This window comes from Pelistega suis (assembly GCF_013133795.1).
GTDB lineage: Bacteria > Pseudomonadota > Gammaproteobacteria > Burkholderiales > Burkholderiaceae_B > Taylorella > Taylorella suis.
The window spans coordinates 141,018-163,898 of sequence record NZ_JABGBN010000001.1; the positions used below are offsets into that span (position 1 = coordinate 141,018).

Below are 22,881 nucleotides of genomic sequence, written 5' to 3' on the forward strand. Positions count from 1 at the left end.
TAGGAAAAACTAGATGCGAACGTTTAATGGTTGACCAGTGAGACTAGAGACTAAAATGCTAATTTGCTCGTCTAAATTAGGGCCTTCTTCTCGTGTATTGACCCATTGTTCACCTTGTAGGCGATAATGGAATGCTCCGCTAGGAGCAGCGAGCCACATTTCCTGTAGAGGAGTCTGTGCATTGATGACCATATGGCTTTTGGCATTAAAGATTAAGGTTAAGACTTGACCTTCACGGTTAGCATCCACATCAATATCGAGATGTTCAAACCATTCATCAGCCTGGTCTTGAATATTATCTAAAATCTTATCTGCACGGACAAGAAATTCTGTTTCTGTCATAATAAAACTCTTTTAAATCCAAAATAGTAGGAACTTGTGATGCTTGTTAATATTATGCACCGCAAAACACTTATTGTAACGCTCATTTTAGCGAGTGTGGGGCTTTCGGCCTGCGGTTATAAAGCCCCAGTCTACTACCCAACTGCAGCTCAGCGTCAAGAGCTCAAAGAGAAAGAGGAGCGTATTAAAGCTCGCAAAGAGGCTCGTAAGGCTCAGCAGAAAGCAGACAAAGCTAAACAACAAGAAGACGCTGCTAAAAACACGAAAGCGACAACAACTCCGTAAGGGATTTTCGCTAATTTGATTGATTGTATATTGAATATTGTATGATGACCACTTTACCCACACCTGTAGGAAGCCCTTTTTTTTATTACCAAGACAAGCAACTGTTTGTAGAACAATCCTCTGTTAAAGCGTTAGCAGAGCAATTTGGGACGCCTTTATATATCTACTCTAAGGCGGCTTTAGTGAGTGCTTGGCATGCTTATCAAGAGGTAATTGATACCTATCAAAATGTATTGGTTTGTTATGCTGTCAAAGCTAACTCTAATTTGGCAATTTTAAATACCTTTGCAAAATTAGGTTCAGGCTTTGATTTAGTTTCAGGCGGCGAATTAATGCGAGCTTTAAAAGCGGGTGCTGATCCTCAGAAATTATTGTTTTCTGGGGTTGGTAAGCAAGTGTGGGAAATTGAACTTGCCTTAAATGCAGGGATTAAGTGTTTTAATATTGAGTCTATTCCTGAACTTGATTTGATTTCTCAAGTGGCTACTCGCTTAGGCAAAAAAGCACCAATCTCATTACGTGTGAATCCTGATGTGGACGCGAAGACGCATCCTTATATTTCTACTGGGCTAAAAGAAAATAAGTTTGGCATTGATATTAATTTAGCCGCCGATATTTATGCTAAAGCACAATCTTTATCTGGTATTGAGATTACGGGTGTAGACTGTCATATCGGCTCGCAAATTACAGAAATTTCTCCCTTTGCAGACACTGCCGATCGTTTGGTTCAGTTGCTTAGCACGCTCCGTGCTCGGGGTATTGAACTACATCATGTGGACATTGGTGGTGGATTGGGTATTCGTTATACCGATGAGGTGGTCGCAAAACCGCTAGATATGGTTAAAATTGTCAAGGACAAATTGATTGCAGCAGGGTTTGGTGAGTTAGAATTAGTGATGGAGCCGGGTCGCTCTTTAGTGGGCAATTCAGGTATCTTGGTTACGCAGGTGCAATTGCTAAAGCCAACAGAAGCACGTAATTTTGCGATTGTGGATGCTGCCATGAATGATTTAATTCGTCCTACCTTATATGACGCTTATCATGGGGTATTGGCGGTTCAAGTCTCCGATAAAGCTAGTGAAATTTATGATATTGTGGGACCTATTTGTGAGTCGGGTGATTGGTTGGCAAAGCAACGCATATTAGCCTTGCAAACAGGGGATTATCTAGCCATTGAGTCAGCGGGTGCTTATGGCTTTGCGATGGCGAATAATTACAATACACGTCCTCGAGCGGCTGAGATTCTAGTTGACGGTACTCAAGCACATCTTATTCGTGAGCGTGAGACTGTTGAGCAATTATTTGCATTAGAACGTATTGTTTAAGTTTATCTTATCTTTTTTGAAGACAGATTAAAACAGGCTTCTTATAGGAAAACTATAAGAAGCCTTTGGCGTTTTGATACTAGAAACGAATTGGAGGACCACCAGTAGGGTTAAATGATTGAATCAAATCACCAACCGCATCATTATTGCGTTTAGGGGCAATAGGTCTAACGGCATTTGGATTAAATACGCCATTTTGGATAGTACCATTACTGCTACCGATATCGTTAGCGAATAATCCTCCACCACTAGTGAGTCCAATTGATGCAATTGCCGTATTCATTGGGAATTCTTTAAAGTAAAAGTTATCCCCAATTTTGCTCAGACCAGCAGGTATTTTTGGCGCTGGGCTAGCTGGAATACCTTTGAGTGCTTTAGACATAAAGTTAATCCAAATAGGTAAGGCTGCACCACCCCCTGTTTCGCGATCACCAAGAGAGGTAGGTTGGTCAAAACCTAACCAAGTCACGGCAACCAGTTGCGGGGTATAGCCGACAAACCATGCATCTACAGAGCGGTTAGTTGTCCCTGTTTTACCTGCGACATCAGAGCGTCCTAAGGATTTAGAGGCACTTGCTGCTGTACCAGAACGAGCAACCCCACGCATAACATCATTCATTACATAAGCTGTACGTGCATCCATCACGCGATTTTTCTCATCACCCGCTTTGAGTGGTGTGGTTTTCATAATAACAACGGCTTGAGTACTATTATTTTGGACATTGACATCTTCTACATAATCAATGATATAAGGGTTCACTCGGAAGCCACCATTAGCAAAGACAGCATAAGCAGATGCCATTTGTAGAGGGGTCACGCTACCAGTGCCAAGTGCCATTGTAAGGTAAGCCCCCTTAGGAGGTTGGCGACTCATATCAAAGCCTAAACGTTCTAAGAAAGCAGAGGAATACTCAGACCCTACCGCCTCTAGAATTCGAATAGATACCATGTTTTTAGATTTATAAAGTCCTTGACGTAAGGTCTGGCTATAGGTGTAGCTATCACCGTAGTTTTTAGGTGTCCATGGCTTGCCACCTGTGCGACGAGAGGAGAGGACGAAAGGTTGGTCAGAAATCTGTGTTTCTGGTGTAATACCGCGTTCTAAACCTGCCGCATAGATGAAAGGTTTAAAGGTAGAGCCTGGCTGACGCCATGCTTGAGTAACGCGGTTAAAGTCACCTAGATTAAAGTCAAAACCACCAATCATCGCTTTAATAGCCCCATCTTTGGGGTCAAGTGCAACCAATGCAGCTTGCACTAAAGGTAGGTTGATAATGCTCCATTCACCGCTACGCAGTTTCTCGATATAGACCACAGAACCTCGTTTAATTTTACGAGAAGGGCTGACATTATCTGCTAATGAACGTCGTGCATTGTTAAGAGAGCTACCAGTGAGTTCGATAATCTCATCAGGGCTACGCATGACAACGACTTTGTTTTTAGTGGCAGATAGCACAAGAACAGAGAGCAAATCATCGCTATCAGGGTGTTTTTCACGAATATTGCTTAATAATTTTTCAATCTTTTCAGAATCATTTTCAATATCTGCCGGTAAGTCCAGTTGTGCTGCAGGACCTGTATATGGTTTACGACGCGTGTAATTTAAAAGACCCGTACGTACTGCTTGATAGGCGGCTTGTTGCTCATTGGAGTGAACAGTTGTGTAAACTTTAAGCCCACGACCGTATAGATTGTCACCGTATTGTGTGTACATTAACTGACGAGCAAGTTCAGCAACATATTGACCATGACGAGCAATTTTTGTTTCGTTAGCGTCTTTTTGCATGCCACGAACAATAAGTTTTTCGGCTTTTGCTTGGTCAAATTGTTCTTGTGTAATGTAGTTCAGCGCCAACATACGATTTAATACGTAGTTTTGGCGAACTTGCGTGGCTTCAAGGTTGGTGCGTGGATTGACGCGCGAAGGTGATTTGGGAATACTAGCGAGTGCAGCAGCTTCGGCAAGTGTTACTTCCGAAAGTGGTTTGCCAAAGTAGGTACGAGCAGCTGCTGCAAAACCATAGGAGCGATGACCCAAATAGATTTGGTTCATATAAAGCTCAAGAATTTGATCTTTAGTCAGATTTTGTTCAATTTTGTACGTCAGTAAAATTTCGTAGAATTTACGGGTGAAATTCTTATCAGAAGATAGGTAAAAGTTACGTGCTACTTGCATCGTGATGGTACTTGCACCTTGCATTTTAGCGCCAGAGGTAATATTGGCTAGTGCAGCACGACCTACACCCATCCAATCCACGCCACCATGCTGGTAGAAACTGTCATCCTCTGCAGCGAGAATGGCTTGACGCATAACCATAGGGATTTCTTGTAGGTTCAGCACATTACGACGTTCATCACCGTATTCGGCTAATAAAACCTTATCGGCTGAGTAGATATAAAGTGGTAAGCGGGGGCGATATTCTGTCATCGCCTTTAAGTCAGGTAGGGATGTCCATGTTAATTGAACAGCTAAAATGCCGAGCAACACAAAACAAACACCGACGCCTAATAGAAAAACGAACGGCTTAAGAATAAAGCGGCTAAAAAAGGAGCCACGATTTTTTGGGGTAGAAGATTCAGTAGTCATGCTCAGATTTTAATCTGTTCAAGGAAAAAAAGGATAAAAAAATACTCTTCAGTGAATTTCAACTCGAAAAATTTTTATGCAAGAGATTATTTCTGAAGAAATCACTCATCCAATGGTAATATTTTGTTCAGTATAAAAGATTTTAGTTGACTTCATGAGTATAGAATTAACAAAAAATAACAATAAACCTGAGCTTATTATTTTAATTGGGATGATGGGTGCAGGGAAAACAACGATTGGACGTGCTTTGGCAAGAGAATTAAAGATGGATTTCTTGGATTTAGACCATGAGATTGTGCGTCGTTGCGGTGTGGCGATTCCCACTATTTTTGATATAGAGGGTGAAGATGGGTTTCGTCGTCGTGAGACTTCGGTTCTTGCGGAAGTCGTTGAACAAAAGCATTTAGTCTTGGCAACAGGTGGCGGTGCGGTGATGCGAGAAGAGAATCGTGCTTTGTTGCAAAAAGGTCGCATTATTTACTTAAAGGCCGACGTTGATGAGTTATTTGCTCGAGTTTCCAAGGATACCAACCGTCCATTGTTACAGACAGAAAATCCCAAAGAAAAATTACGTCAACTTTTAGAACTCCGAGCCCCTATTTATTCGCAATTGGCAGACGTAACCGTAGAAACGGGTTCGGGTGCTATTACGCTAACGGTGAGAAAGTTAAAAGATGCTTTAAAAGCGAGATAGGAGAAAGTATGAGTATTGTGAACGTTAATGTGGCAGGTGGCAGTTATGCCATTCATATTGCACCTAATGTCTTAAAGCAAGTGGCGACCTCTATTCCAGAAGATGCTAGCAGTATTGTGCTGATTAGTAATAAAACAATTATGCCTTTGTATGGCGATGTCGTCAAACAATCACTGTCGGTTACGGCAAAACCATTACATATTTTAGAGTTGCCTGACGGTGAAGCCTTTAAAACCTTAGAAACCTTGAATACGATTTATACGTTTTTATTAAGTCAGCGTGTCGATCGTAAAGCAGTGATTGTAGCTCTAGGTGGTGGGGTTATCGGTGATATGTGTGGATATGCAGCGGCTAGCTATATGCGAGGTATCCGTTTTATTCAAGTGCCGACAACTCTTTTGGCACAGGTAGACTCCTCTGTGGGTGGTAAGACCGCTGTTAATCATCCTCTTGGTAAGAATATGATTGGTGCTTTTTATCAACCCATTGCCGTGGATATTGATGTAACCGTACTTAAAACGTTACCAGCACGTGAGATATCGGCAGGATTAGCAGAAGTCATTAAATATGGATTGATTCTTGATGCGGAGTTTTTTGCTTGGTGTGAGGAGAATGTTGCTAAATTATTGGCTTTAGATGCTGAGACTATCTCTTATGCTATTCATCGTTCTTGTGAGCTCAAAGCATATGTGGTGGGTGAAGACGAAAAAGAAACGGGGATGCGGGCTATTCTTAACCTAGGGCATACCTTTGGACACGCCATTGAAACAGCTTTAGGTTATGGGAAATGGTTGCATGGTGAGGCTGTTGGATGTGGTATGGTGCAAGCAGCAGAGCTGTCGGCACAGGTATTAGGTTTGCCGCGTAGTGAAGTAGACCGTATTCGTTCTCTAGTAGAAGCGATTGGGTGCCCGACGGTGGCACCTAATTTCGGTACAGATAAATGGATTGAATTAATGCAAATCGATAAAAAAGCAGAGGGTGGCAAAATTAAATTTGTGCTCTTGCCAAAAATTGGTGAGGCAGTGGTAAGAACTGTTCCCTCAGAAGATTTAGGTATTGCGTTAAGTCGTACGGTAAAAGCGTAAAGAGAGTGGTTTATGGCATTAGCAAGTTATGCAAGTTTAAATGAGGCAACAAAGGGGCGAGTCCATTTTGAACAAGAAGACCCTAAGCGTAGCCCTTATCAACGAGATCGTGACCGTATTATTCATTGTGGTGCTTTTCGGCGCTTAGAGTATAAGACACAGGTGTTTGTTAATCACGAAGGTGATTTATTCCGTACTCGTCTTACGCATAGTTTAGAAGTGGCGCAAATTGGGCGTGCAATAGCGCGTAATTTGTCCTTAAATGAAGACCTCGTTGAAGCGATTGCTTTGGCACATGATTTAGGACATACGCCTTTTGGTCATGCGGGGCAAGATGCTTTAAATGAATGTATGCGTGACTATGCGCCAGAGATTGGTGGGTTTGAACATAATTTGCAAAGCTTGCGTATTGTTGATGAGTTAGAAGAACGCTATGCGAGCTTTAATGGCTTGAATCTTTGTTTTGAAACGCGAGCAGGTATTTTAAAACATTGTTCAGCACGTAATGCACGTCAATTAGGCGAGGTAGCACAACGTTTTTTAGATAGACAGCAACCAAGCTTAGAAGCACAATTGACCAATTTAGCCGACGGTATTGCTTACAATAATCACGATATTGATGATGGTTTGCGCTCTGGGTTGATTACGCTTGAGCAGATGCGAGAGATTCCCATCTTTAATGAACACTATGAGAGCGTGATGTGGTTATATCCTGAGGTTAAAGGGCGTCGGGTGATTTCTGAGACGATTCGTCGCATGATTAATACCCTTATTGTGGATTTGACGCAGACGACATTAGCGAATATTCGAGACCATCACATTAAGACAATCGAGGATGTTCATCAGGCGCCGATGTTGGTGTCTTTTTCACCAGAAATTAAAGAGCAAGAAGAAGTATTGAAAAAGTTCTTGATGGACAATCTCTATCGTCACTACAAGGTCATGCGTATGACGGCAAAGGCAACGATGATTATTCGTGATTTGTTTAAAGCCTTTTTGGAGGAGCCGCGCTTATTGCCGACAGATTATCAATTTGATGATGATAAAAGACAGCAACAAGCGATAGCAGATTATATTGCAGGTATGACGGATCGTTTTGCAATGCGTGAACATCGTCAATTATTTGAAGTATAAACTTTTATTCAGCTTGCTAGTTTAATGAGGATATTAAGCTGAATGAGCAAGATGTTTGGCTAGGTACTGTCCCGTTAGACTGTGCTTAGCTTTACAGAGCTCGGCAGGTGTGCCAGTCGCAATAATTTGTCCACCACCTTGCCCACCTTCAGGACCTAAATCAATAATCCAATCCGCTGTTTTAATGACATCCAGATTATGCTCAATAATGAGTACACTATTGCCTGCATCAACCAGTTTATTAATAACGGTTAGCAGTAATTGAATATCCGCAAAATGCAATCCGGTGGTGGGTTCATCGAGAATATACAACGTTTTGCCTGTACTACGTTTGGATAGCTCTAAGGATAGTTTGATACGCTGTGCCTCACCACCAGAAAGTGTGGTAGCACTTTGTCCTAGACGGATATAGCCTAAACCCACATCGACGAGTGTTTGCAATTTACGAGCAATAGCTGGAACGGCGGAGAAATATGCTAAAGCCTGTGTGACAGTCATCTCTAATACATCGCTAATAGTATGTCCACGATAGCGGATGTCGAGTGTCTCACGGTTATAGCGTAATCCTTTGCATGAATCGCAAGGGACGTACATATCAGGTAGAAAATGCATTTCTACTTTAATCACGCCGTCGCCTTGGCAGACCTCACAACGTCCCCCTTTCACATTAAATGAAAAGCGACCTGCATCATAGCCGCGAGCACGTGCTTCAGGCGTTCCTGCAAATAGTTCTCGGATAGGGGTGAAGAGTCCCGTATAGGTGGCTGGATTACTACGAGGGGTGCGACCAATAGGGCTTTGATCGACGTTGATAATTTTATCAAGATGTTCAATACCAGCTAAGCTTTCGTAAGGGGCGGGTTCAGTATGAGCCCTATTGAGGTCACGCATTAAAATCGCAGCTAAGGTTTCATTAATGAGTGTTGATTTACCAGAACCCGATACACCCGTAATGCAAACTAATTTTCCTAAAGGGACATTTAGTGTGACGTTTTTAAGGTTATTGCCCGTGCAGCCTACTAAGGTTAGCCATGGGGTATCTTCATTAATCTGGCGAGATTGTGTTGCGTGAATTTGCTTACGTCCACTGAGATAGTCGCCCGTAATAGAGGTTTTGTGCTGTATCAAATCATGGGCTGTCCCTTGGGCGATGACTTGTCCGCCTAGTTCACCTGCTCCTGGTCCCATATCAATGACCCAGTCGGCTGAGCGAATCATGTCCTCATCATGCTCGACAACAATTACACTATTGCCAAGGTTGCGTAGGTGTAGCAAGGTATCAATAAGTCTATCGTTATCGCGTTGATGTAGGCCGATAGAAGGCTCGTCTAGGACATACATCACTCCGGTCAATCCAGAGCCAATTTGTGAGGCAAGACGGATACGTTGCGCCTCACCGCCAGAAATCGTATCTGCACTACGGTCAAGTGATAGATAGGTGAGACCGACATTATTGAGAAAATGTAGACGGGATTGGATTTCACGAATAATACGCTCAGCAATCTCTTGCTTGGCTCCCTCTAATGTGAGTTGTTCAAACCATGCCAAACATTCGGCTAGTGAGAGTGCTTCTACTTCGTAAATTCCAAGACCCTTTTTCTTATCATGAGGACGTTTGTCGTGACCAATCATGACATGACGAGCGTCTTCTTTTAGACGAGAGCCATGACAACTAGGACAGACGACGGTTGAGCGTAATTTATTTAATTCCTCTTTGATATGTGAATCTTCGGTGTCTTTCCAGCGGCGTTCCAGATTGGGTAGGATGCCTTCAAAGGAATGCTTTTTAATATTGGTTCGTCCATTTTCGTTTAAATATAAAAAGTCGATTTCCTCAGAGCCTGAACCATGCAATAGAATTTGCTGAACGTTTTCATCTAGCTCATTAAATGGGGTATCTAAATCAAAACCATAGTGGAGGGCTAGACTATTTAAAATCGTATGGGTAAATTTATTACGCGTATCCCAACCTTGAATAGCGCCACTTGCCAAGCTCAGCTCAGGAAAGGCAACGATACGATGAGGGTCGAATACTTGCGTATGTCCAAGACCGTCGCATGTTTGGCAAGCACCCATAGGATTATTAAAGCTAAATAAACGAGGCTCAAGCTCACTTAGACTATATCCACAGACAGGACACGCATAGCGACTCGAATAAGCGGTTTCTTCTTCGGTATCCATATTGAAGACAATGACACGCCCATCGCTGAGTTTAAGCGCCGTCTCAATGCTGTCGGCAAGGCGTTGTTTGTTGTCTTGGCGTACTTTTAGGCGATCAATCACGACATCAATATCGTGTTTTTCGTGTTTATTTAATGGTGGTACATGGTCTAGTTCCATCATTTCACCATTGATACGAACACGAATAAAGCCTTGTGCTTGGAATTGATTAAATTTGTCTTCAAAAGTCCCTTTGTTTGCACGAGCGATAGGGGCAAGCAGACTGATTCGGGTATCGTCGGGAAGATTTAAAATACTATCAACAATATGCGATACACTTTGTGCTTGTAGAGGTTCTTCATGAATAGGACAATGTGGTGTACCCACGCGAGCATAGAGTAGGCGTAGATAGTCATGAATCTCGGTAATCGTACCCACGGTAGAGCGAGGATTGTGTCCTGCTGTTTTTTGTTCAATCGCAATGGCTGGTGACAGACCTTCGATGAGGTCTACATCGGGTTTATCCATTAATTGCAAAAATTGACGTGCATAAGCTGACAGACTCTCTACGTACCGGCGTTGTCCTTCGGCATATAAGGTATCAAAAGCTAATGAAGACTTACCCGAACCAGATAAGCCAGTGATGACGACTAATTGGTGGCGAGGAATGTCCACTGAAATGTTTTTTAAATTATGTGTACGTGCGCCGCGAATTCGAATCACTTCTTGCAGGGAAAGTTCAGTGGTTTTGGGTGTCATAAGCTTTGAAAATAGAACAACAAAAATTTTTGTACAACCCATTACTATAACTTAGCTTATAACTTAGGTAAAATATAAACTTATTAAATGATGATTTACCACGATTAATTATGGCTAATTCTGCATCAGCACAACAATCTTCTCGCCCACCACGTATTCCTCTCACCGCTCAAGAGCGTAAAGTCAGTGCAAATCTGGCTTTATTATTTTCTGTTCGAATGTTGGGTTTGTTTTTGCTGACCCCTGTGTTTGCTGATGCGGCAAGACAGTTAGCGGGTGGAGATAATTTGCTGTTGGTCGGCTTAGCCATTGGTGCTTATGGGTTGACACAAGCTATTATGCAAATCCCTTTTGGTATGTTATCGGATAAATTTGGACGTCGCCCCATTATTGTTGTTGGGATGATTTTATTCATCATCGGTGGTATGGTGTGCGCCCTATCAGATAGTGTTATGGGGGTTTTGATTGGTCGTGCGATTCAGGGGTTTGGGGCGGTATCCGCAGCGATTACCGCTTGGATTGCGGACTCTACTCGCCCTGAAGTGCGTACGCGAGCGATGTCGATGGTAGGTGGCTCTATTGGTCTAGCATTTGCTTTATCACTTGTATTATCCCCCTTATTTGTGGAGTGGTTGGGCTTAAGTGGTTTATTTTGGGTGATTAGTGCTTTAGGCTTTATTTGTTTATTATTGGCGACGTTTCTTGTGCCAGTCGTGCCTATGCATGCCGCAGTCATTAGTGATGTACCAGCAAGAGAGGTGTTGAACAACGATAGTCTCTTACGATTAAATCTAGGCGTCTTTTGTTTGCATTTTGCCTTAATGGCTATTTTTGTTGTCCTTCCTTCTTCACTCGTCTCACTAGGTGGATTAAGTTTGGGTGAGTTGTGGAAAGTCTATCTGCCAGTTATTTTGATTGCCTTGGTTTGCATGGTGCCAGCCGTTTTTTATTTAGAAACACGTAAAAAGCATAAGATTGGCTTAGAAGTGTGTGTCGCGGTGTTAGTGGCGCTGTTATTGCTTTGGGGGCTTGCAACGTATTCATTTTGGGCTTCTGTCATTGCCTTATTAGTTTTTTTTATTGTCTTTAATGTATTAGAGGCGTTGCAACCTTCTATGGTGTCGCGTGTTACCCCGCCGCAGCATAAAGGCTTAGCGTTAGGTCTTTACAATATGAGTCAGGCTTTGGGTGTGGCAGCGGGTGGTGCAGTAGGGGGGCTACTCGGACAATATTCGCCCATATGGGTTTTTGTGATGGCGGCATTATTATCACTAGGCTGGTTCTTGGTGGCCAGAAAAATGAAACCAATGCCGATTTAGGGTGGATAAATTTATCCATGGGGGCTATGCAAAATAAAAAAACTCTTTAAGAATATGCATAAATACATGGTTAATAAGGAGAGAAAATATGGCCTCAGTGAATAAAGTCATTCTTATTGGTAATCTCGGACGGGACCCAGAAGTGCGCTATAACCCCAATGGTTTTAGCGTGGCGAATCTTAGTGTTGCTACGACACATGTTTGGACAGATAAACAAAGTGGTTCTCGCCGAGAGGAGACGGAGTGGCACCGTGTCGTTGCCTTTGGTGCGGTGACCGAGATTATTGATCGTTACTTAAAAAAAGGTAGTCAGGTTTATATTGAGGGTCGTTTAAGAACACGTAAATGGCAAGATAAAGCAGGCAAAGATCAATATACGACAGAAGTTGTTGTTGAAAGTTTGCAGATGTTAGGTGCTAAACTTCCTTCAACAGATGAAGAATCTGATGAGGTTGAGGCTGAGCCTTATACTGATCACGATGACGAAGCTCCGCCATTTTAAATCGTAAAGTGTTTTCTCTTCGGCAGTGATAAGGACAAAAGGTTATAATGACCCTAACATCAAATTTGAGGATGAGGGTGGTTTTTATCCCTTATCACACTGGATAGGAATAATAAATGGCATCAGTCAATAAAGTAATTTTAGTTGGTAATCTAGGGCGTGATCCTGAAGTGCGTTCTACACCAGATGGGTTTAATGTTGCTAATGTGAGCATTGCAACAACATTCTCTTGGCGTGATAAGAATACAGGTGAACGCCGTGATGAAACGGAGTGGCATCGTGTGGTTTTTTATAACCGCCAAGCTGAAGTTGTTGGGCAATATTTGAAAAAAGGCAGTCAAATTTATGTTGAAGGTCGTTTGAGAACACGCAAATATACTGGTCAAGACGGTATTGAGCGTTATACAACAGAGATTGTTGCCGATGCGATGCAAATGCTAGGCGGACGCAATGGTGGCGATGCACCGATGGCTGAGCCAATGACACGTGCTGGAGCGTCTACGCAGGGAGCTGGCCAGTATAGCACTCCTTCCTCGGGAGCTCGTGATAGCTTTGGGGATGAGTTTGCTTCGTCATCTCCAGCGCCTCAAGCGGGGCGTCAGGCTACGGCTCATGTATCTCGTCAGTCGGCTACACCCATGCAGCAGACACGTACCGCTCCGTCACAGGCAGAACGCCCAGCCGCGCCTCAGACAAGCGAGCCGTTTAATGATATGGATGATGATGTGCCGTTCTAAATAGGTCGCCTAATGAAACAGCAGTCTTTTTGAAAACAGAAAGACTGCTTTTTTTATGTTTGAAAACTAAACCCGTACCAACTTCATTATCGGTTCAAACGAATATAAAGCCGATTTTCTGTCCTAGTGATAGTCTACCGCTTGTGAGAAATCTAAAGCGTTCAGCATTTTGTTAAGCAGAGTGTAAACAGCAAGCTGCCTTTTTATCGATTTCATGAAACTACTTGAAATGATATCTTAACAAGTATGTTTTCATTTGATTGCTTATTCATTCCCTTCACGTTTTCGATAGAAATGGCAAGTGGTAGAATGGATTATCTTACAGCTTATTGAGTAGTTTAGTATTAGGTTTTGAATATATAGGGAGTTATGGATGAGTTATACACCACCAGCTGTTTGGGACTATGAAACGGTCAAATCACAAAATGGGGGCAAATTTGGTGGCACAAATCGACCTACTGCAGGTGCCACCCATCAACAGATCCTACCAAAGGGATCTCAACCTTATCAACTGTATTCTTTAAATACACCCAATGGTATTAAGGTGAATATTCTTCTTGAAGAGTTAAAGGCATTGGGTAAAATCAGCGGTTTTGATGCTTATAAAATAGATATTATGAAAGGTGAGCAATTTGGCTCCGATTTCGTGGCGATTAACCCTAATTCTAAAATTCCAGCCTTGGTTGATATGACGACTACGCCAGCAACGCCTGTTTTTGAAAGTGGGGCTATTTTGTTGTATCTAGCGAATAAACATCAATCTTTTATTCCTCAAAATATGTCTAAACACACGCAGATGTTGTCATGGTTGATGTGGCAAATGGGATCTGCACCTTTTGTGGGTGGCGGTTTTGGGCATTTTTATGCCTATGCACCTTTCCCTCAAGAATATCCCATCAATCGCTATGCGATGGAAACTAAGCGTCAGTTAGATGTATTAAATCAGCACTTGGCACAGCATACTTATATGGTGGGTGATGAATATACGATTGCGGATATGGCGATTTATCCTTGGTATGGGCGCTTGTGCTTAGGTCAGTTATACGTGAGTGATACGTATGATGCAGCTCGCTTTTTAGCCGTTCATGAGTATACGCATATTATTCGTTGGGCAGAGATGTTGGCCGAGCGAGGAACCATACAAAAAGCACAGACATTGGTTTTACAAGCGATTGCTTAAAAAGGAGAAGTTAGATGAAGCTATCCATACTTAATCTTGTGCCTTTGCGAGAGGGGCAGGATTATCGACAGGCGATAGAGGCGATGGTAAGTTTGGCTAAGCTTGCGGAGTCTTTAGGTGTGGAGCGTTACTGGATTGCAGAGCATCATAATATGCCCAATTTAGCGAGTTCAGCGACACAGTTATTGATTCAACACACCTTGGCGAATACATCTACTTTAAAAGTAGGGTCTGGCGGGGTCATGTTACCTAACCATGCGCCTTATCTTGTGGCTGAGCAATACGGTACTTTAGCGACGCTATATCCCGGTCGTGTGCAGTTAGGTTTAGGAAGAGCGCCGGGGACAGATATGCGAACGGCGAGAGCATTACGTCGAGGGGCGATTCATCCTGAGTTTATGGATGATTTGCTCGAACTACGAGGGTATTTTGAAAATACGAATCCCGTATCCGCTTATCCAGCAGCAGGTTTAGAAATCCCTTTTTATATTTTAGGTTCAAGTACAGATAGTGCGTATCTCGCTGCAGAGCTTGGTTTACCTTATGCATTTGCCTCACATTTTGCTCCCGAAATGATGGAGGAGGCGGTAGCTATTTATCGTCGTTTATTTAAACCATCTAAGCATTTAGAGAAACCTTATGTGATTTTGGGGGCAAATGCTATCTTAGCGGATACGCATGAGCAAGCGCAACAGCTTGCTACGACCTATATGCTATTTGCTTTAGGTATTCTGCGAAATGCTCGCCGAAAATTACACGAACCTTTTGCCTCTCTTGAGGAATTATGGGAGACGTTCTCGGTGAGTCCCCAAGAGCAAGCGTGGTTAGCTCAACGCAGTGAGTATGCTTTTATTGGTACACCTGCTACAGTCGCTTTCCGTTTGGAGCAGCTTCAAAAACAGGTGGAGTTTGATGAGTTAATGGCAGTCAGCTATATCTTTGATGAAGAAAAACAGCATTATTCATATTCTTTGTTAAAGAATGTTGTGGATGGTCTTTCTTAGAAGATAGAAAATAATTAAATGCTTTTTAGAGCGTAAAAAGGGTTGAGAGCTTAGTAGCTTTCAACCCTTCTACTTAGAGGATAGTATTTATTGGACAATTTGTCCGAAACGTCCTGTTTGTACATCCATGATGGCTTGGCGAATTTCTTCTTCGCTATTCATGACGAATGGACCATAACCAACCACAGGCTCATCAATCGGCTCACCGCTTAGCAAAAGAATTTTTGCATCGGTGTTGGCTTCAATCTCAACGTCTTTGCCACCTTTTTCAAAACTTACTAATTGGCTAGCACGTACAATATGTTCACCATTCACAAGAACAGTACCCTCTAATACGAGTAGTAACAAGTTATGGCTTTCTGGTATAGCAAAGACTTGTTGTTTACCTGCATTAAGACGAATATCCCACATATTAATGGGGGTAAATGTTGATGCCGTGCCGGCTGTCTCGGCAAAATTACCAGCGATAATACGGGCGACACCTGCCTCATTTGTCAATGCGACCTCAGGAATATTCTCTGACGTAATCGCTTGGTATTTTGGTGTGGTCATTTTATCTTTTGCAGGTAAATTAACCCAAAGTTGAACCATTTCAAACATACCACCAGCTTTGGAGAATTCTTCAGAATGAAACTCTTGGTGCATCAAGCCTGAGCCAGCTGTCATCCATTGCACATCCCCTTCTTTAATCGTGCCGCCACCACCGTGAGAGTCTTTATGAGAAACCTCGCCTTGATAGGCAATAGTGACGGTCTCAAAACCTCGATGAGGGTGTTCACCAACGCCACGTGGGCTACCATGATTAGGCTCAAACATACGAGGTGAGTTGTAATCCATGAGTAAAAATGGACTAAGGTTAGTAACACGATCATTGTAGGCAAACATACCGTGCACATGAAAACCATTACCTACCCAATGTTTAGCAGGAGCAGAATGTACACGAGCAACTTTTTTCATTTTGGAATCCTTTGCTAGAAATACTAGCTGGAAATTGAACATGTAAGCATTATAGATTGTTCTAACTAATAGATAAATGCCTTAAAGAGCAACTAATCGTTTCTATTTTTGCAACGAATTTTGTCATAATTTGTTGACTGGTTTTACATGACGATACTTGCTTTGAAGATGAAAGATAGTAATGATTAAAAATAAAGTGTTAAGCCCCTTGATTTCTTATTTACGTTTACGTAAAGTAAAGAAAAAGAAAGGAGATATAAAAATGACAGAGGCATATTATCAACTTATTTCGCGAGAAATGACGCCAGAGGGTATATGTATTGCGACGTATGACCCTACTCAACATGCACAGGGAGCATGGAATCCGCATGAGCAACATATGGCACCTGCGAGTGGTGTGATGGCACGCGAGTTAGAAAATTTTCATCCTCGGGACGATGTTCGGATTGGTCGGGTGAGCTATGATATTTTTGGTTTAATTTCGTTAGATCGATTTACGGTGGAAACCAAGGTGATTCGTCCGGGTAAAACCATTGAGCTACTTGAAGCAACGATGAAATCACAAGGCAAAACATGTATCGTAGCGCGTGCTTGGCGTATGATGGTGAGTGATACATCCTCAGTTTCAGGACTCGAAGATCAAGTTATTGCTCAACCGATGGATTTTCCTGAGTGGGGAGGGATGTCTCGATGGGCGGGTGGTTATATTCGCTCTGTTACCGTTCGTGCCTCACCTGATAAGCGTCCCGGTAAAGGTATTGTGTGGATTAGTACATCAAAAGAGATGGTGGAGGGTGAGACGACGAGTAGTTTTACACGTTTGCTAGGTCTCATTGATACAGCGAATGGTATCGTGCCTCGTCAAGAGGGGGAGTTTGCGTGGGCTTTTCCAAATTTGGATTTACAAGTGCATATGCATCGCTTACCGCAAGGGGATTGGTTAGGATTAGAAACTGTTCAACAATATGGGGGCGATGGTATTGGCTTGACGAGTTCTATTCTGCATGATGTGTACGGGCCTTTTGGGCGTAGCGAACAAATTTTAACGATTCGTCCCATGCCGAAGTAAGTTTTGTCGTTTATAATAAAAGCGTAGTGTTTTATTGTTAAGAACACCATAACCTTATTTAGGAGATAAATATGGCATTAGTTGATCGTACTGGTCAAAATGTACCCAATTGCACATTCCGTACACGAGTAGCAGATTCTTGGAAAGACGTTACAACAGACGAACTATTTAAAGGCAAAAAGGTCGTTGTATTCTCATTACCAGGTGCGTTTACACCTACATGTTCTTCTTCACACTTGCCTCGTTATAACGAATTAGTACCAGCATTTAAAGCCAATGGTGTGGACAGCGTACTTTGTGTATCAGTCAATGATACCTTCGTGATGAATGCATGGGCAGCAGACGAAGAATCTAGCAACATCGTGATGATTCCTGACGGTAACGGTGAGTTCACTGAAGGCATGGGTATGCTTGTTGACAAGAACAACTTAGGCTTTGGTAAGCGTTCTTGGCGTTATTCTATGCTTGTGAATGATGGCAAGATTGAAAAAATGTTTATCGAGCCAGAAAAAGAAGGTGATCCATTTGAAGTGTCTGATGCGGACACAATGTTGAAATTTGTGAACAAAGAGTGGAAACCACAAGAATCTATCGCTATCTTCACAAAACCAGGTTGCCCATTCTGCACAAAAGCAAAAGAAGCGTTAAAAGCAAAAGGCTTATCATTTGAAGAAATCGTACTAGGTAAAGATGCAAGCATCGTATCTGTCCGTGCGATTACAGGTAAAGCAACTGCTCCTCAAGTATTTATCGGTGGTAAATACATCGGCGGTAGCGAAGATTTAGAAGCTTACTTAGCGAATAAATAATCCTTCTAGTGGCTGACGAGCCAACAGAATGCCTGATAGAAATAGTTTATCTATCAGGCATTTTTATGTTTATTTATTTTTAATCTTATCCTTCCATTCCGCATACCCTTGAGCCTCTAGGTCTGCGTAAGGGATAAAACGTAAGCTTGCTCCATTGATACAATAACGTAATCCCCCTCGGTCACTAGGGCCGTCAGGAAATACATGCCCTAGATGAGAGTCTGCTGCCTGACTACGTACTTCGATACGTTGCATATTGTGGCTATAATCCGCCAGTTTTTTAATGACCTTATCATCAACTGGACGAGTAAAGCTAGGCCATCCGCAGTGAGAGTTGTATTTATCATCTGAGCTAAAGAGAGGTTGCCCACTCACGACATCCACATAGAGACCAGGTTCGAAGAGCTCATCGTAACTATGGCTAAAAGCATATTCTGTCCCATTCTCTTGGGTAATGCGATATTGTTCTGGTGTGAGCATTTGGCGTAGCTCTGCATCACTAGGTTTCTTGTAGGTTTTCATATCAAATCCTTTGGGTTTATTTTGTGTAAGGGGTTCTTCGGCTTTTTTAAGGTCGATATGGCAATAGCCATTGGGATTTTTAATTAAATAATCTTGATGATATTCTTCCGCAGGATAAAAGTGCGTTAAAAGCTGATTTTCAACAACGATAGGCTTGTTGTAATTGGCTTGTTCTTTAGCGAGTGCGGCAGCGACGATAGAGGCATAGTCTGGGTTAGTATAGTAGATGCCCGTACGATATTGTGAGCCACGGTCATTGCCTTGTTTATTTACACTAGTTGGGTCGATAATACGAAAATAATACTCAAATAGCTGAGCTAATGTGAGTTTATCAATATCATAGGTGACTTTAACTGTTTCGGCATGTCCCGTATGACGATAAATGACGTCTTGATAGGAGGGGTTATCAGTTTTGCCATTCGCATAACCTGATACAGCATCTACTACGCCGTCAACACGTTGGAAATAGGCCTCAACACCCCAGAAACAACCGCCAGCAAAATAAATCGTTTCAGTACGGATAGGGCGTGCCTTTTGATTTTTTAGGGAGGCTGTTTGATAAAAATCCTTCTTGATGTGTTGAATATCTATTTCGTGATTTGAGAGGACGGCTAAGGCTTGTTCTTTGGTTAAGCTACCTTTAATGACGCGGACGATATGTTGTTTTTTATCGAGGACTACCCAAGAGGGATAGACACGTAGATTAAGTAGTTTAGCGAGACTACCCTCAGGGTCAATAATGACGGAGGGCTTTGGTGTTGTAATTCCTTGATACCATTGAATAAAGTCCTTTTTTTCTCCCAGATAGCCAGGTGATGCTACGGTGAGGATATTAGCATGTGCAAAGTCTTTATCTTTTTGCCAATTGGCGGTGCTTTCTAACTCACTAAGACAAAGCGGACACCAACTTGCCCAGAACTTTACGAGGCTGGGTTGGTCTTTTTTAATAAGTTCTTGTGCAGGCCTACCCTCAATCGTCGTTTGTGTATAAAACGGTAATGGAGCAGCAGAGACGGATAGTGCGCACACAATAGTCAGTATGATGCCTTGTAAGGTATGGCGTAATAGATTGAAGAAAGCATTCATCGTTAAATTTCACAAGATAGATTAATAAGAGTATGATTTCATCTATGTCAATTTATTTAAAAGATGAAGATATATGCCTATATTAGACCAAGAAAGACCGATTGCTCAAGCAGAACAAGCTGAATTGACCATGAGTGTGTTGATGACACCCGATACCGCCAACTTTTCCGGTAATGTTCATGGTGGAACCATTTTAAAGTTATTAGACCAAGTCGCCTATGCGTGCGCAAGCCGTTTTTCTGGTGGCTATGTTGTAACGCTCTCCGTCGATCAAGTCTTATTCAAAGAGCCTATTTTTGTAGGGGAATTGGTTCAATTTCTAGCTACAGTTAATTATGTTGGACGCACGTCGATGGAAGTGGGGATTCGTGTTGAGGCACAGAATATCCAAAAGCGGACGGTTCGTCATACCAATAGTTGTTACTTTACGATGGTAGCTGTTGATGAAAATGGGCAACCGCGGGAAGTACCTAATCTCGTAATTGATTCAACCTTAAAGCAATGTCGATTTGATGCGGGTAAGCGCCGTAAAGAAGCACGATTACAGTACCAGCAACAAGCACCTTCATGCGGTTAAGGTGGTGTGAGATGAGTACACATACACAACCCATTTTAGGGAAAAAGGGCTTGTTCTTATTGTTGCTGATTTTGGGAATGACAGCACCCTTGTCGATTGACATGTATTTAGCCGCATTCCCTCTGATTTTGGAAGAGTTAGCAACAACACCGCAAATGCTGAGTTTTACCTTGATAGGTTTTACCTTGTGTATGGCGATTAGTATGCTCTTTATGGGGACATTAAGCGATAAGTTCGGTCGTAAAAAAGTTTTATTTTTTAGTTTGATTACCTATATTTTGGGTTCCTTGGGGTGTGTTTTTACGCCTTCCATTGAGTTCTTTATCGCATCACGTATGCTGCAAGCGATAGGTGCTGGTGGCATGGTCTCTGTGCCTATGGCCGTTGTCAAAGATAGTTTTGACAATGAAGAACGCACAAATATGATTGCCACCTTGCAGATGTTTACGGTATTAGGACCTACTATTGCCCCGATTTTAGGTGCTTATTTAATTAAGGTCTTTCCTTGGCAAGCAAGTTTTGTTGTACTCGCCTTGATTGCGACAATCAGTATCATACTCACATTTTGTTTGCGAGAAACCTTACCTCCAGAAAAACGCTTACAGGGAAATGTATTTCAATCCATCCTTTCGCTAGGCATAGTGTTGCGTCATCAGCCATTTATGAGTTTTCTGGGTTCAACAGCTATGGTAACTATTGTTTTTATGGGATATTTATCGCTGAGTTCCTATATTTATATTCAGTGGTTTGGTCTTAGTGAGACAACGTTTAGTTATTTCTTTGCTTTTAATTCATTGCTTCTAATTGCAGCACCTAAGCTATACGTTTTAATCAAGCCTCGCTTTAGACCCGCCGTTATTTTAAAAACAACGGTGGCAGTCGTATTGGTAGCAAGTTTGCTGACAGCCTCTATTGGACAGACTTCACCTTATGTATTCTTAGTCTGCTTTGCTCCTGTCGCGTTAAGTAGCAGTTTCTTGCGTGCCTTTGTGACAGATATGCTGTTGGCGCAATCGGGGCTAAATGCAGGTGCGGTGGTGTCTACGATTAGCTTTACCAATGTTGCGCTCGGAGCAGTAGGGATGTTGGTTGCCAATTCCTTTACTGGCTATAACTTTGTCTTGGTACTCGGTATGATGGGGATTACCGTAGGGATATTGAGTGCTTTACAAATATGGCGATTTACGGCGAAAGGTCTGTTAATCGAGGGGTATCGGTAATGACATTACCATTACAACGCAGTCGATTTGCTCAACTAGGTAAAGCCTTTTATACCGAGCTAATGCCTACGCCATTAACAGCGCCTATTCGCTGGGGAGCATGTAATAATGGGTTGGCAAAAGAGCTTGGCTTGACTGAGGATTTCTTTGAGCAGGATGAGCATTGTCTATTGTTGGCAGGTAGTGCGGCGAGTGATGCTTATCAGGTGATGCCTTTTGCCTCTGTGTATAGTGGTCATCAATTTGGTGTATGGGCAGGTCAGCTTGGTGATGGGCGTGCTATTTTATTAGGCGAGAGCGTAGATAGTCATGGTCAATATCAAGAGTGGCAATTAAAGGGAGCGGGTAAAACACCTTATTCTCGTTTTGGTGATGGACGTGCGGTATTGCGCTCTTCTATTCGCGAGTACTTGTGTTCTGAGGCGATGTACGGGTTAGGTATTCCCACGACGAGAGCGCTGGCAATGACGGTAAGTCCAGAAAAGGTGCATCGTGAGGAGGTGGAAACGGCAGCGGTTGTCACGCGTATTGCCCCAAGTTTTATCCGTTTTGGACACTTTGAGCATTTTTTTCATCGTGGTCAAATGGATCAGCTTAAAACTTTATTGGATTTTGTGATTGATGAATATTATCCAATAGTGAAATCCGCTGTAAATCCTTATGCTGAACTTTTTCATAAGGTGTTGCAATCAACAGCAGAGCTTGTAGCTGCATGGCAAAGTGTAGGTTTCTGTCATGGTGTGATGAATACCGATAATATGTCTATTTTAGGCTTAACAATTGACTATGGGCCGTTTGGTTTCCTAGATGCATTTGATGTGGAGCATATTTGCAATCATTCGGATACACAAGGACGTTATGCGTATCAGCAGCAACCTTATATTGCACATTGGAATTTGGTTCGATTAGCAAATTGTTTTTTACCATTTGTAGAGAAGGAAGAACTAGTAGCGAGCTTAGATCGATTTCCAGCTTATTTTGAGGATGCTTATCAAGGACGTATGCGAGCTAAATTGGGTCTAGATACCTATGAGAATTCGGATGATAGCCTTATCGCCGATTTGATGGTGACTTTACATACCTTAAAAGTCGATTTCACCCTCTTTTTCCGTTATCTGAGTGAAGTGAGCAAAGAAAGCTTGACGCATATGTTTGATGTGCAGTTTTCTCAGACTCGCCTAGCGAGTTTGTTTGTAGGAAAACGGGTGGATGATATGAATCGTTGGTTAGCTTTATATGCAAAACGCTTAGGGTATGAGAAGCGAGGAGATGCAGAACGTCTTCAAATGATGAGGAAAGTAAATCCTATTTATATCTTACGGAATTATTTGTTGCAAGAGGCTATTGAAAAAGCGCAAACAGGCAATTTTTCTGAGATAGAGCGTTTACATCGTTGTATTCAGCAACCTTTTGAAGAAAGAGAGGAGTTTATGGACTATGCCAAACTCCCGCCTAGCTGGGCAGGAGATATTTGCGTTAGTTGCTCTAGTTAAGAGAGAAAAGTTATAAAGGGGGAGATATGTAA

General features: G+C 42.3%; 20 protein-coding genes. 15 read left to right on the forward strand and 5 right to left on the reverse strand.

The features are described 5' to 3' along the window. Positions 1-9 precede the first annotated feature (9 nt). Positions 10-342, reverse strand: a complete 333-nt coding sequence (gene cyaY, locus HKX39_RS00745; RefSeq protein ID WP_171679404.1) for an iron donor protein CyaY — start codon at positions 340-342, stop codon at positions 10-12. A 39-nt stretch (positions 343-381) separates the two neighbouring features. Between cyaY and lptM the strand changes: the two genes are divergently transcribed. After that, positions 382-627 (forward strand): LPS translocon maturation chaperone LptM, encoded by a 246-nt coding sequence (gene lptM, locus HKX39_RS00750; RefSeq protein ID WP_171679270.1) that lies wholly within the window; start codon positions 382-384, stop codon positions 625-627. Between the two features lie 41 nt (positions 628-668). Then, positions 669-1,952, forward strand: coding sequence for a diaminopimelate decarboxylase (lysA, locus tag HKX39_RS00755; protein ID WP_425500260.1), 1,284 nt, complete (start codon positions 669-671; stop codon positions 1,950-1,952). 79 nt (positions 1,953-2,031) lie between these two features. On the opposite strand, the gene HKX39_RS00760 is transcribed toward lysA, so the two are convergent. Beyond that, positions 2,032-4,539: a penicillin-binding protein 1A gene (locus tag HKX39_RS00760; RefSeq protein WP_171679405.1), complete on the reverse strand. Its 2,508-nt coding sequence runs from the start codon at positions 4,537-4,539 to the stop codon at positions 2,032-2,034. A 154-nt stretch (positions 4,540-4,693) separates the two neighbouring features. Between HKX39_RS00760 and HKX39_RS00765 the strand changes: the two genes are divergently transcribed. From HKX39_RS00765 to HKX39_RS00775, 3 genes are read left to right on the forward strand one after another with little or no spacing between them, the layout of a single operon-like run. Continuing rightward, complete coding sequence (locus HKX39_RS00765; RefSeq protein WP_171679406.1) at positions 4,694-5,233, forward strand: shikimate kinase; 540 nt, start codon at positions 4,694-4,696, stop codon at positions 5,231-5,233. A gap of 8 nt (positions 5,234-5,241) precedes the next feature. After that, the gene (gene aroB, locus HKX39_RS00770) at positions 5,242-6,321 is read left to right on the forward strand and encodes a 3-dehydroquinate synthase (RefSeq protein ID WP_171679407.1); all 1,080 of its coding nucleotides are present in this window, start codon (positions 5,242-5,244) and stop codon (positions 6,319-6,321) included. A gap of 12 nt (positions 6,322-6,333) precedes the next feature. Continuing rightward, entirely contained in the window at positions 6,334-7,455 is a 1,122-nt protein-coding gene (locus HKX39_RS00775; protein ID WP_171679408.1) for a deoxyguanosinetriphosphate triphosphohydrolase, read from the forward strand. Positions 7,456-7,488: 33 nt separating this feature from the next. On the opposite strand, the gene uvrA is transcribed toward HKX39_RS00775, so the two are convergent. Then, positions 7,489-10,374 carry an excinuclease ABC subunit UvrA gene (gene uvrA / locus HKX39_RS00780; protein WP_171679409.1) on the reverse strand — a complete coding sequence of 962 codons (2,886 nt, stop codon included), beginning with the start codon at positions 10,372-10,374 and terminating at the stop codon, positions 7,489-7,491. A 110-nt stretch (positions 10,375-10,484) separates the two neighbouring features. Here uvrA and HKX39_RS00785 point away from each other — a divergent pair, with 110 nt between their 5' ends. The 5 genes from HKX39_RS00785 (at position 10,485) to HKX39_RS00805 (ending at position 15,116) form a co-directional block, all read left to right on the forward strand. Next, the gene (locus HKX39_RS00785) at positions 10,485-11,693 is read left to right on the forward strand and encodes an MFS transporter (RefSeq protein ID WP_171679410.1); all 1,209 of its coding nucleotides are present in this window, start codon (positions 10,485-10,487) and stop codon (positions 11,691-11,693) included. Positions 11,694-11,781: 88 nt separating this feature from the next. Further along, positions 11,782-12,195: a single-stranded DNA-binding protein gene (gene ssb / locus HKX39_RS00790; protein WP_171679411.1), complete on the forward strand. Its 414-nt coding sequence runs from the start codon at positions 11,782-11,784 to the stop codon at positions 12,193-12,195. Positions 12,196-12,311: 116 nt separating this feature from the next. Beyond that, entirely contained in the window at positions 12,312-12,932 is a 621-nt protein-coding gene (gene ssb / locus HKX39_RS00795) for a single-stranded DNA-binding protein (RefSeq protein WP_171679412.1), read from the forward strand. 373 nt (positions 12,933-13,305) lie between these two features. Then, positions 13,306-14,112, forward strand: a complete 807-nt coding sequence (gene yghU, locus HKX39_RS00800) for a glutathione-dependent disulfide-bond oxidoreductase (protein WP_171679413.1) — start codon at positions 13,306-13,308, stop codon at positions 14,110-14,112. Positions 14,113-14,126: 14 nt separating this feature from the next. Further along, positions 14,127-15,116, forward strand: coding sequence for an LLM class flavin-dependent oxidoreductase (locus HKX39_RS00805; protein WP_171679414.1), 990 nt, complete (start codon positions 14,127-14,129; stop codon positions 15,114-15,116). Positions 15,117-15,203: 87 nt separating this feature from the next. Here the strand turns inward: HKX39_RS00805 and HKX39_RS00810 are convergent, their stop codons facing one another. Further along, entirely contained in the window at positions 15,204-16,073 is an 870-nt protein-coding gene (locus HKX39_RS00810) for a pirin family protein (protein ID WP_171679415.1), read from the reverse strand. Positions 16,074-16,335: 262 nt separating this feature from the next. Here HKX39_RS00810 and HKX39_RS00815 point away from each other — a divergent pair, with 262 nt between their 5' ends. After that, entirely contained in the window at positions 16,336-17,142 is an 807-nt protein-coding gene (locus HKX39_RS00815) for a thioesterase family protein (protein WP_171679416.1), read from the forward strand. A 71-nt stretch (positions 17,143-17,213) separates the two neighbouring features. Next, the gene (locus tag HKX39_RS00820) at positions 17,214-17,951 is read left to right on the forward strand and encodes a glutathione peroxidase (RefSeq protein WP_171679417.1); all 738 of its coding nucleotides are present in this window, start codon (positions 17,214-17,216) and stop codon (positions 17,949-17,951) included. A gap of 69 nt (positions 17,952-18,020) precedes the next feature. Here the strand turns inward: HKX39_RS00820 and msrAB are convergent, their stop codons facing one another. Then, entirely contained in the window at positions 18,021-19,559 is a 1,539-nt protein-coding gene (gene msrAB, locus HKX39_RS00825) for a bifunctional peptide-methionine (S)-S-oxide reductase MsrA/peptide-methionine (R)-S-oxide reductase MsrB (protein ID WP_171679418.1), read from the reverse strand. Between the two features lie 73 nt (positions 19,560-19,632). Between msrAB and HKX39_RS00830 the strand changes: the two genes are divergently transcribed. The 3 genes from HKX39_RS00830 to HKX39_RS00840 are packed head-to-tail and all read left to right on the forward strand — an operon-like array spanning position 19,633 to position 22,849. Further along, positions 19,633-20,136 carry an acyl-CoA thioesterase gene (locus tag HKX39_RS00830; RefSeq protein ID WP_171679419.1) on the forward strand — a complete coding sequence of 168 codons (504 nt, stop codon included), beginning with the start codon at positions 19,633-19,635 and terminating at the stop codon, positions 20,134-20,136. Positions 20,137-20,147: 11 nt separating this feature from the next. After that, the gene (locus tag HKX39_RS00835) at positions 20,148-21,356 is read left to right on the forward strand and encodes an MFS transporter (protein WP_171679420.1); all 1,209 of its coding nucleotides are present in this window, start codon (positions 20,148-20,150) and stop codon (positions 21,354-21,356) included. Further along, the gene (locus HKX39_RS00840; RefSeq protein ID WP_171679421.1) at positions 21,356-22,849 is read left to right on the forward strand and encodes a protein adenylyltransferase SelO; all 1,494 of its coding nucleotides are present in this window, start codon (positions 21,356-21,358) and stop codon (positions 22,847-22,849) included. Before HKX39_RS00835 ends, HKX39_RS00840 begins: the two co-directional genes overlap by 1 nt. Positions 22,850-22,881: the final 32 nt, after the last annotated feature.

Bases quoted from the DNA above. Each gene is read 5' to 3' on its own strand.
- ssb (WP_171679411.1), top strand. From the start codon at position 11,782: ATGGCCTCAGTGAATAAAGTCATTCTTATTGGTAATCTCGGACGGGAC.
- HKX39_RS00815 (WP_171679416.1), top strand. From the start codon at position 16,336: ATGACAGAGGCATATTATCAACTTATTTCGCGAGAAATGACGCCAGAG.
- yghU (WP_171679413.1), top strand. From the start codon at position 13,306: ATGAGTTATACACCACCAGCTGTTTGGGACTATGAAACGGTCAAATCA.
- HKX39_RS00835 (WP_171679420.1), top strand. From the start codon at position 20,148: ATGAGTACACATACACAACCCATTTTAGGGAAAAAGGGCTTGTTCTTA.
- HKX39_RS00840 (WP_171679421.1), top strand. From the start codon at position 21,356: ATGACATTACCATTACAACGCAGTCGATTTGCTCAACTAGGTAAAGCC.
- uvrA (WP_171679409.1), bottom strand. From the start codon at position 10,374: ATGACACCCAAAACCACTGAACTTTCCCTGCAAGAAGTGATTCGAATT.
- lptM (WP_171679270.1), top strand. From the start codon at position 382: ATGCTTGTTAATATTATGCACCGCAAAACACTTATTGTAACGCTCATT.
- cyaY (WP_171679404.1), bottom strand. From the start codon at position 342: ATGACAGAAACAGAATTTCTTGTCCGTGCAGATAAGATTTTAGATAAT.
- HKX39_RS00760 (WP_171679405.1), bottom strand. From the start codon at position 4,539: ATGACTACTGAATCTTCTACCCCAAAAAATCGTGGCTCCTTTTTTAGC.
- HKX39_RS00810 (WP_171679415.1), bottom strand. From the start codon at position 16,073: ATGAAAAAAGTTGCTCGTGTACATTCTGCTCCTGCTAAACATTGGGTA.
- ssb (WP_171679412.1), top strand. From the start codon at position 12,312: ATGGCATCAGTCAATAAAGTAATTTTAGTTGGTAATCTAGGGCGTGAT.
- aroB (WP_171679407.1), top strand. From the start codon at position 5,242: ATGAGTATTGTGAACGTTAATGTGGCAGGTGGCAGTTATGCCATTCAT.
- HKX39_RS00830 (WP_171679419.1), top strand. From the start codon at position 19,633: ATGCCTATATTAGACCAAGAAAGACCGATTGCTCAAGCAGAACAAGCT.
- msrAB (WP_171679418.1), bottom strand. From the start codon at position 19,559: ATGAATGCTTTCTTCAATCTATTACGCCATACCTTACAAGGCATCATA.
- HKX39_RS00820 (WP_171679417.1), top strand. From the start codon at position 17,214: ATGGCATTAGTTGATCGTACTGGTCAAAATGTACCCAATTGCACATTC.
- HKX39_RS00785 (WP_171679410.1), top strand. From the start codon at position 10,485: ATGGCTAATTCTGCATCAGCACAACAATCTTCTCGCCCACCACGTATT.
- lysA (WP_425500260.1), top strand. From the start codon at position 669: ATGATGACCACTTTACCCACACCTGTAGGAAGCCCTTTTTTTTATTAC.
- HKX39_RS00805 (WP_171679414.1), top strand. From the start codon at position 14,127: ATGAAGCTATCCATACTTAATCTTGTGCCTTTGCGAGAGGGGCAGGAT.
- HKX39_RS00775 (WP_171679408.1), top strand. From the start codon at position 6,334: ATGGCATTAGCAAGTTATGCAAGTTTAAATGAGGCAACAAAGGGGCGA.
- HKX39_RS00765 (WP_171679406.1), top strand. From the start codon at position 4,694: ATGAGTATAGAATTAACAAAAAATAACAATAAACCTGAGCTTATTATT.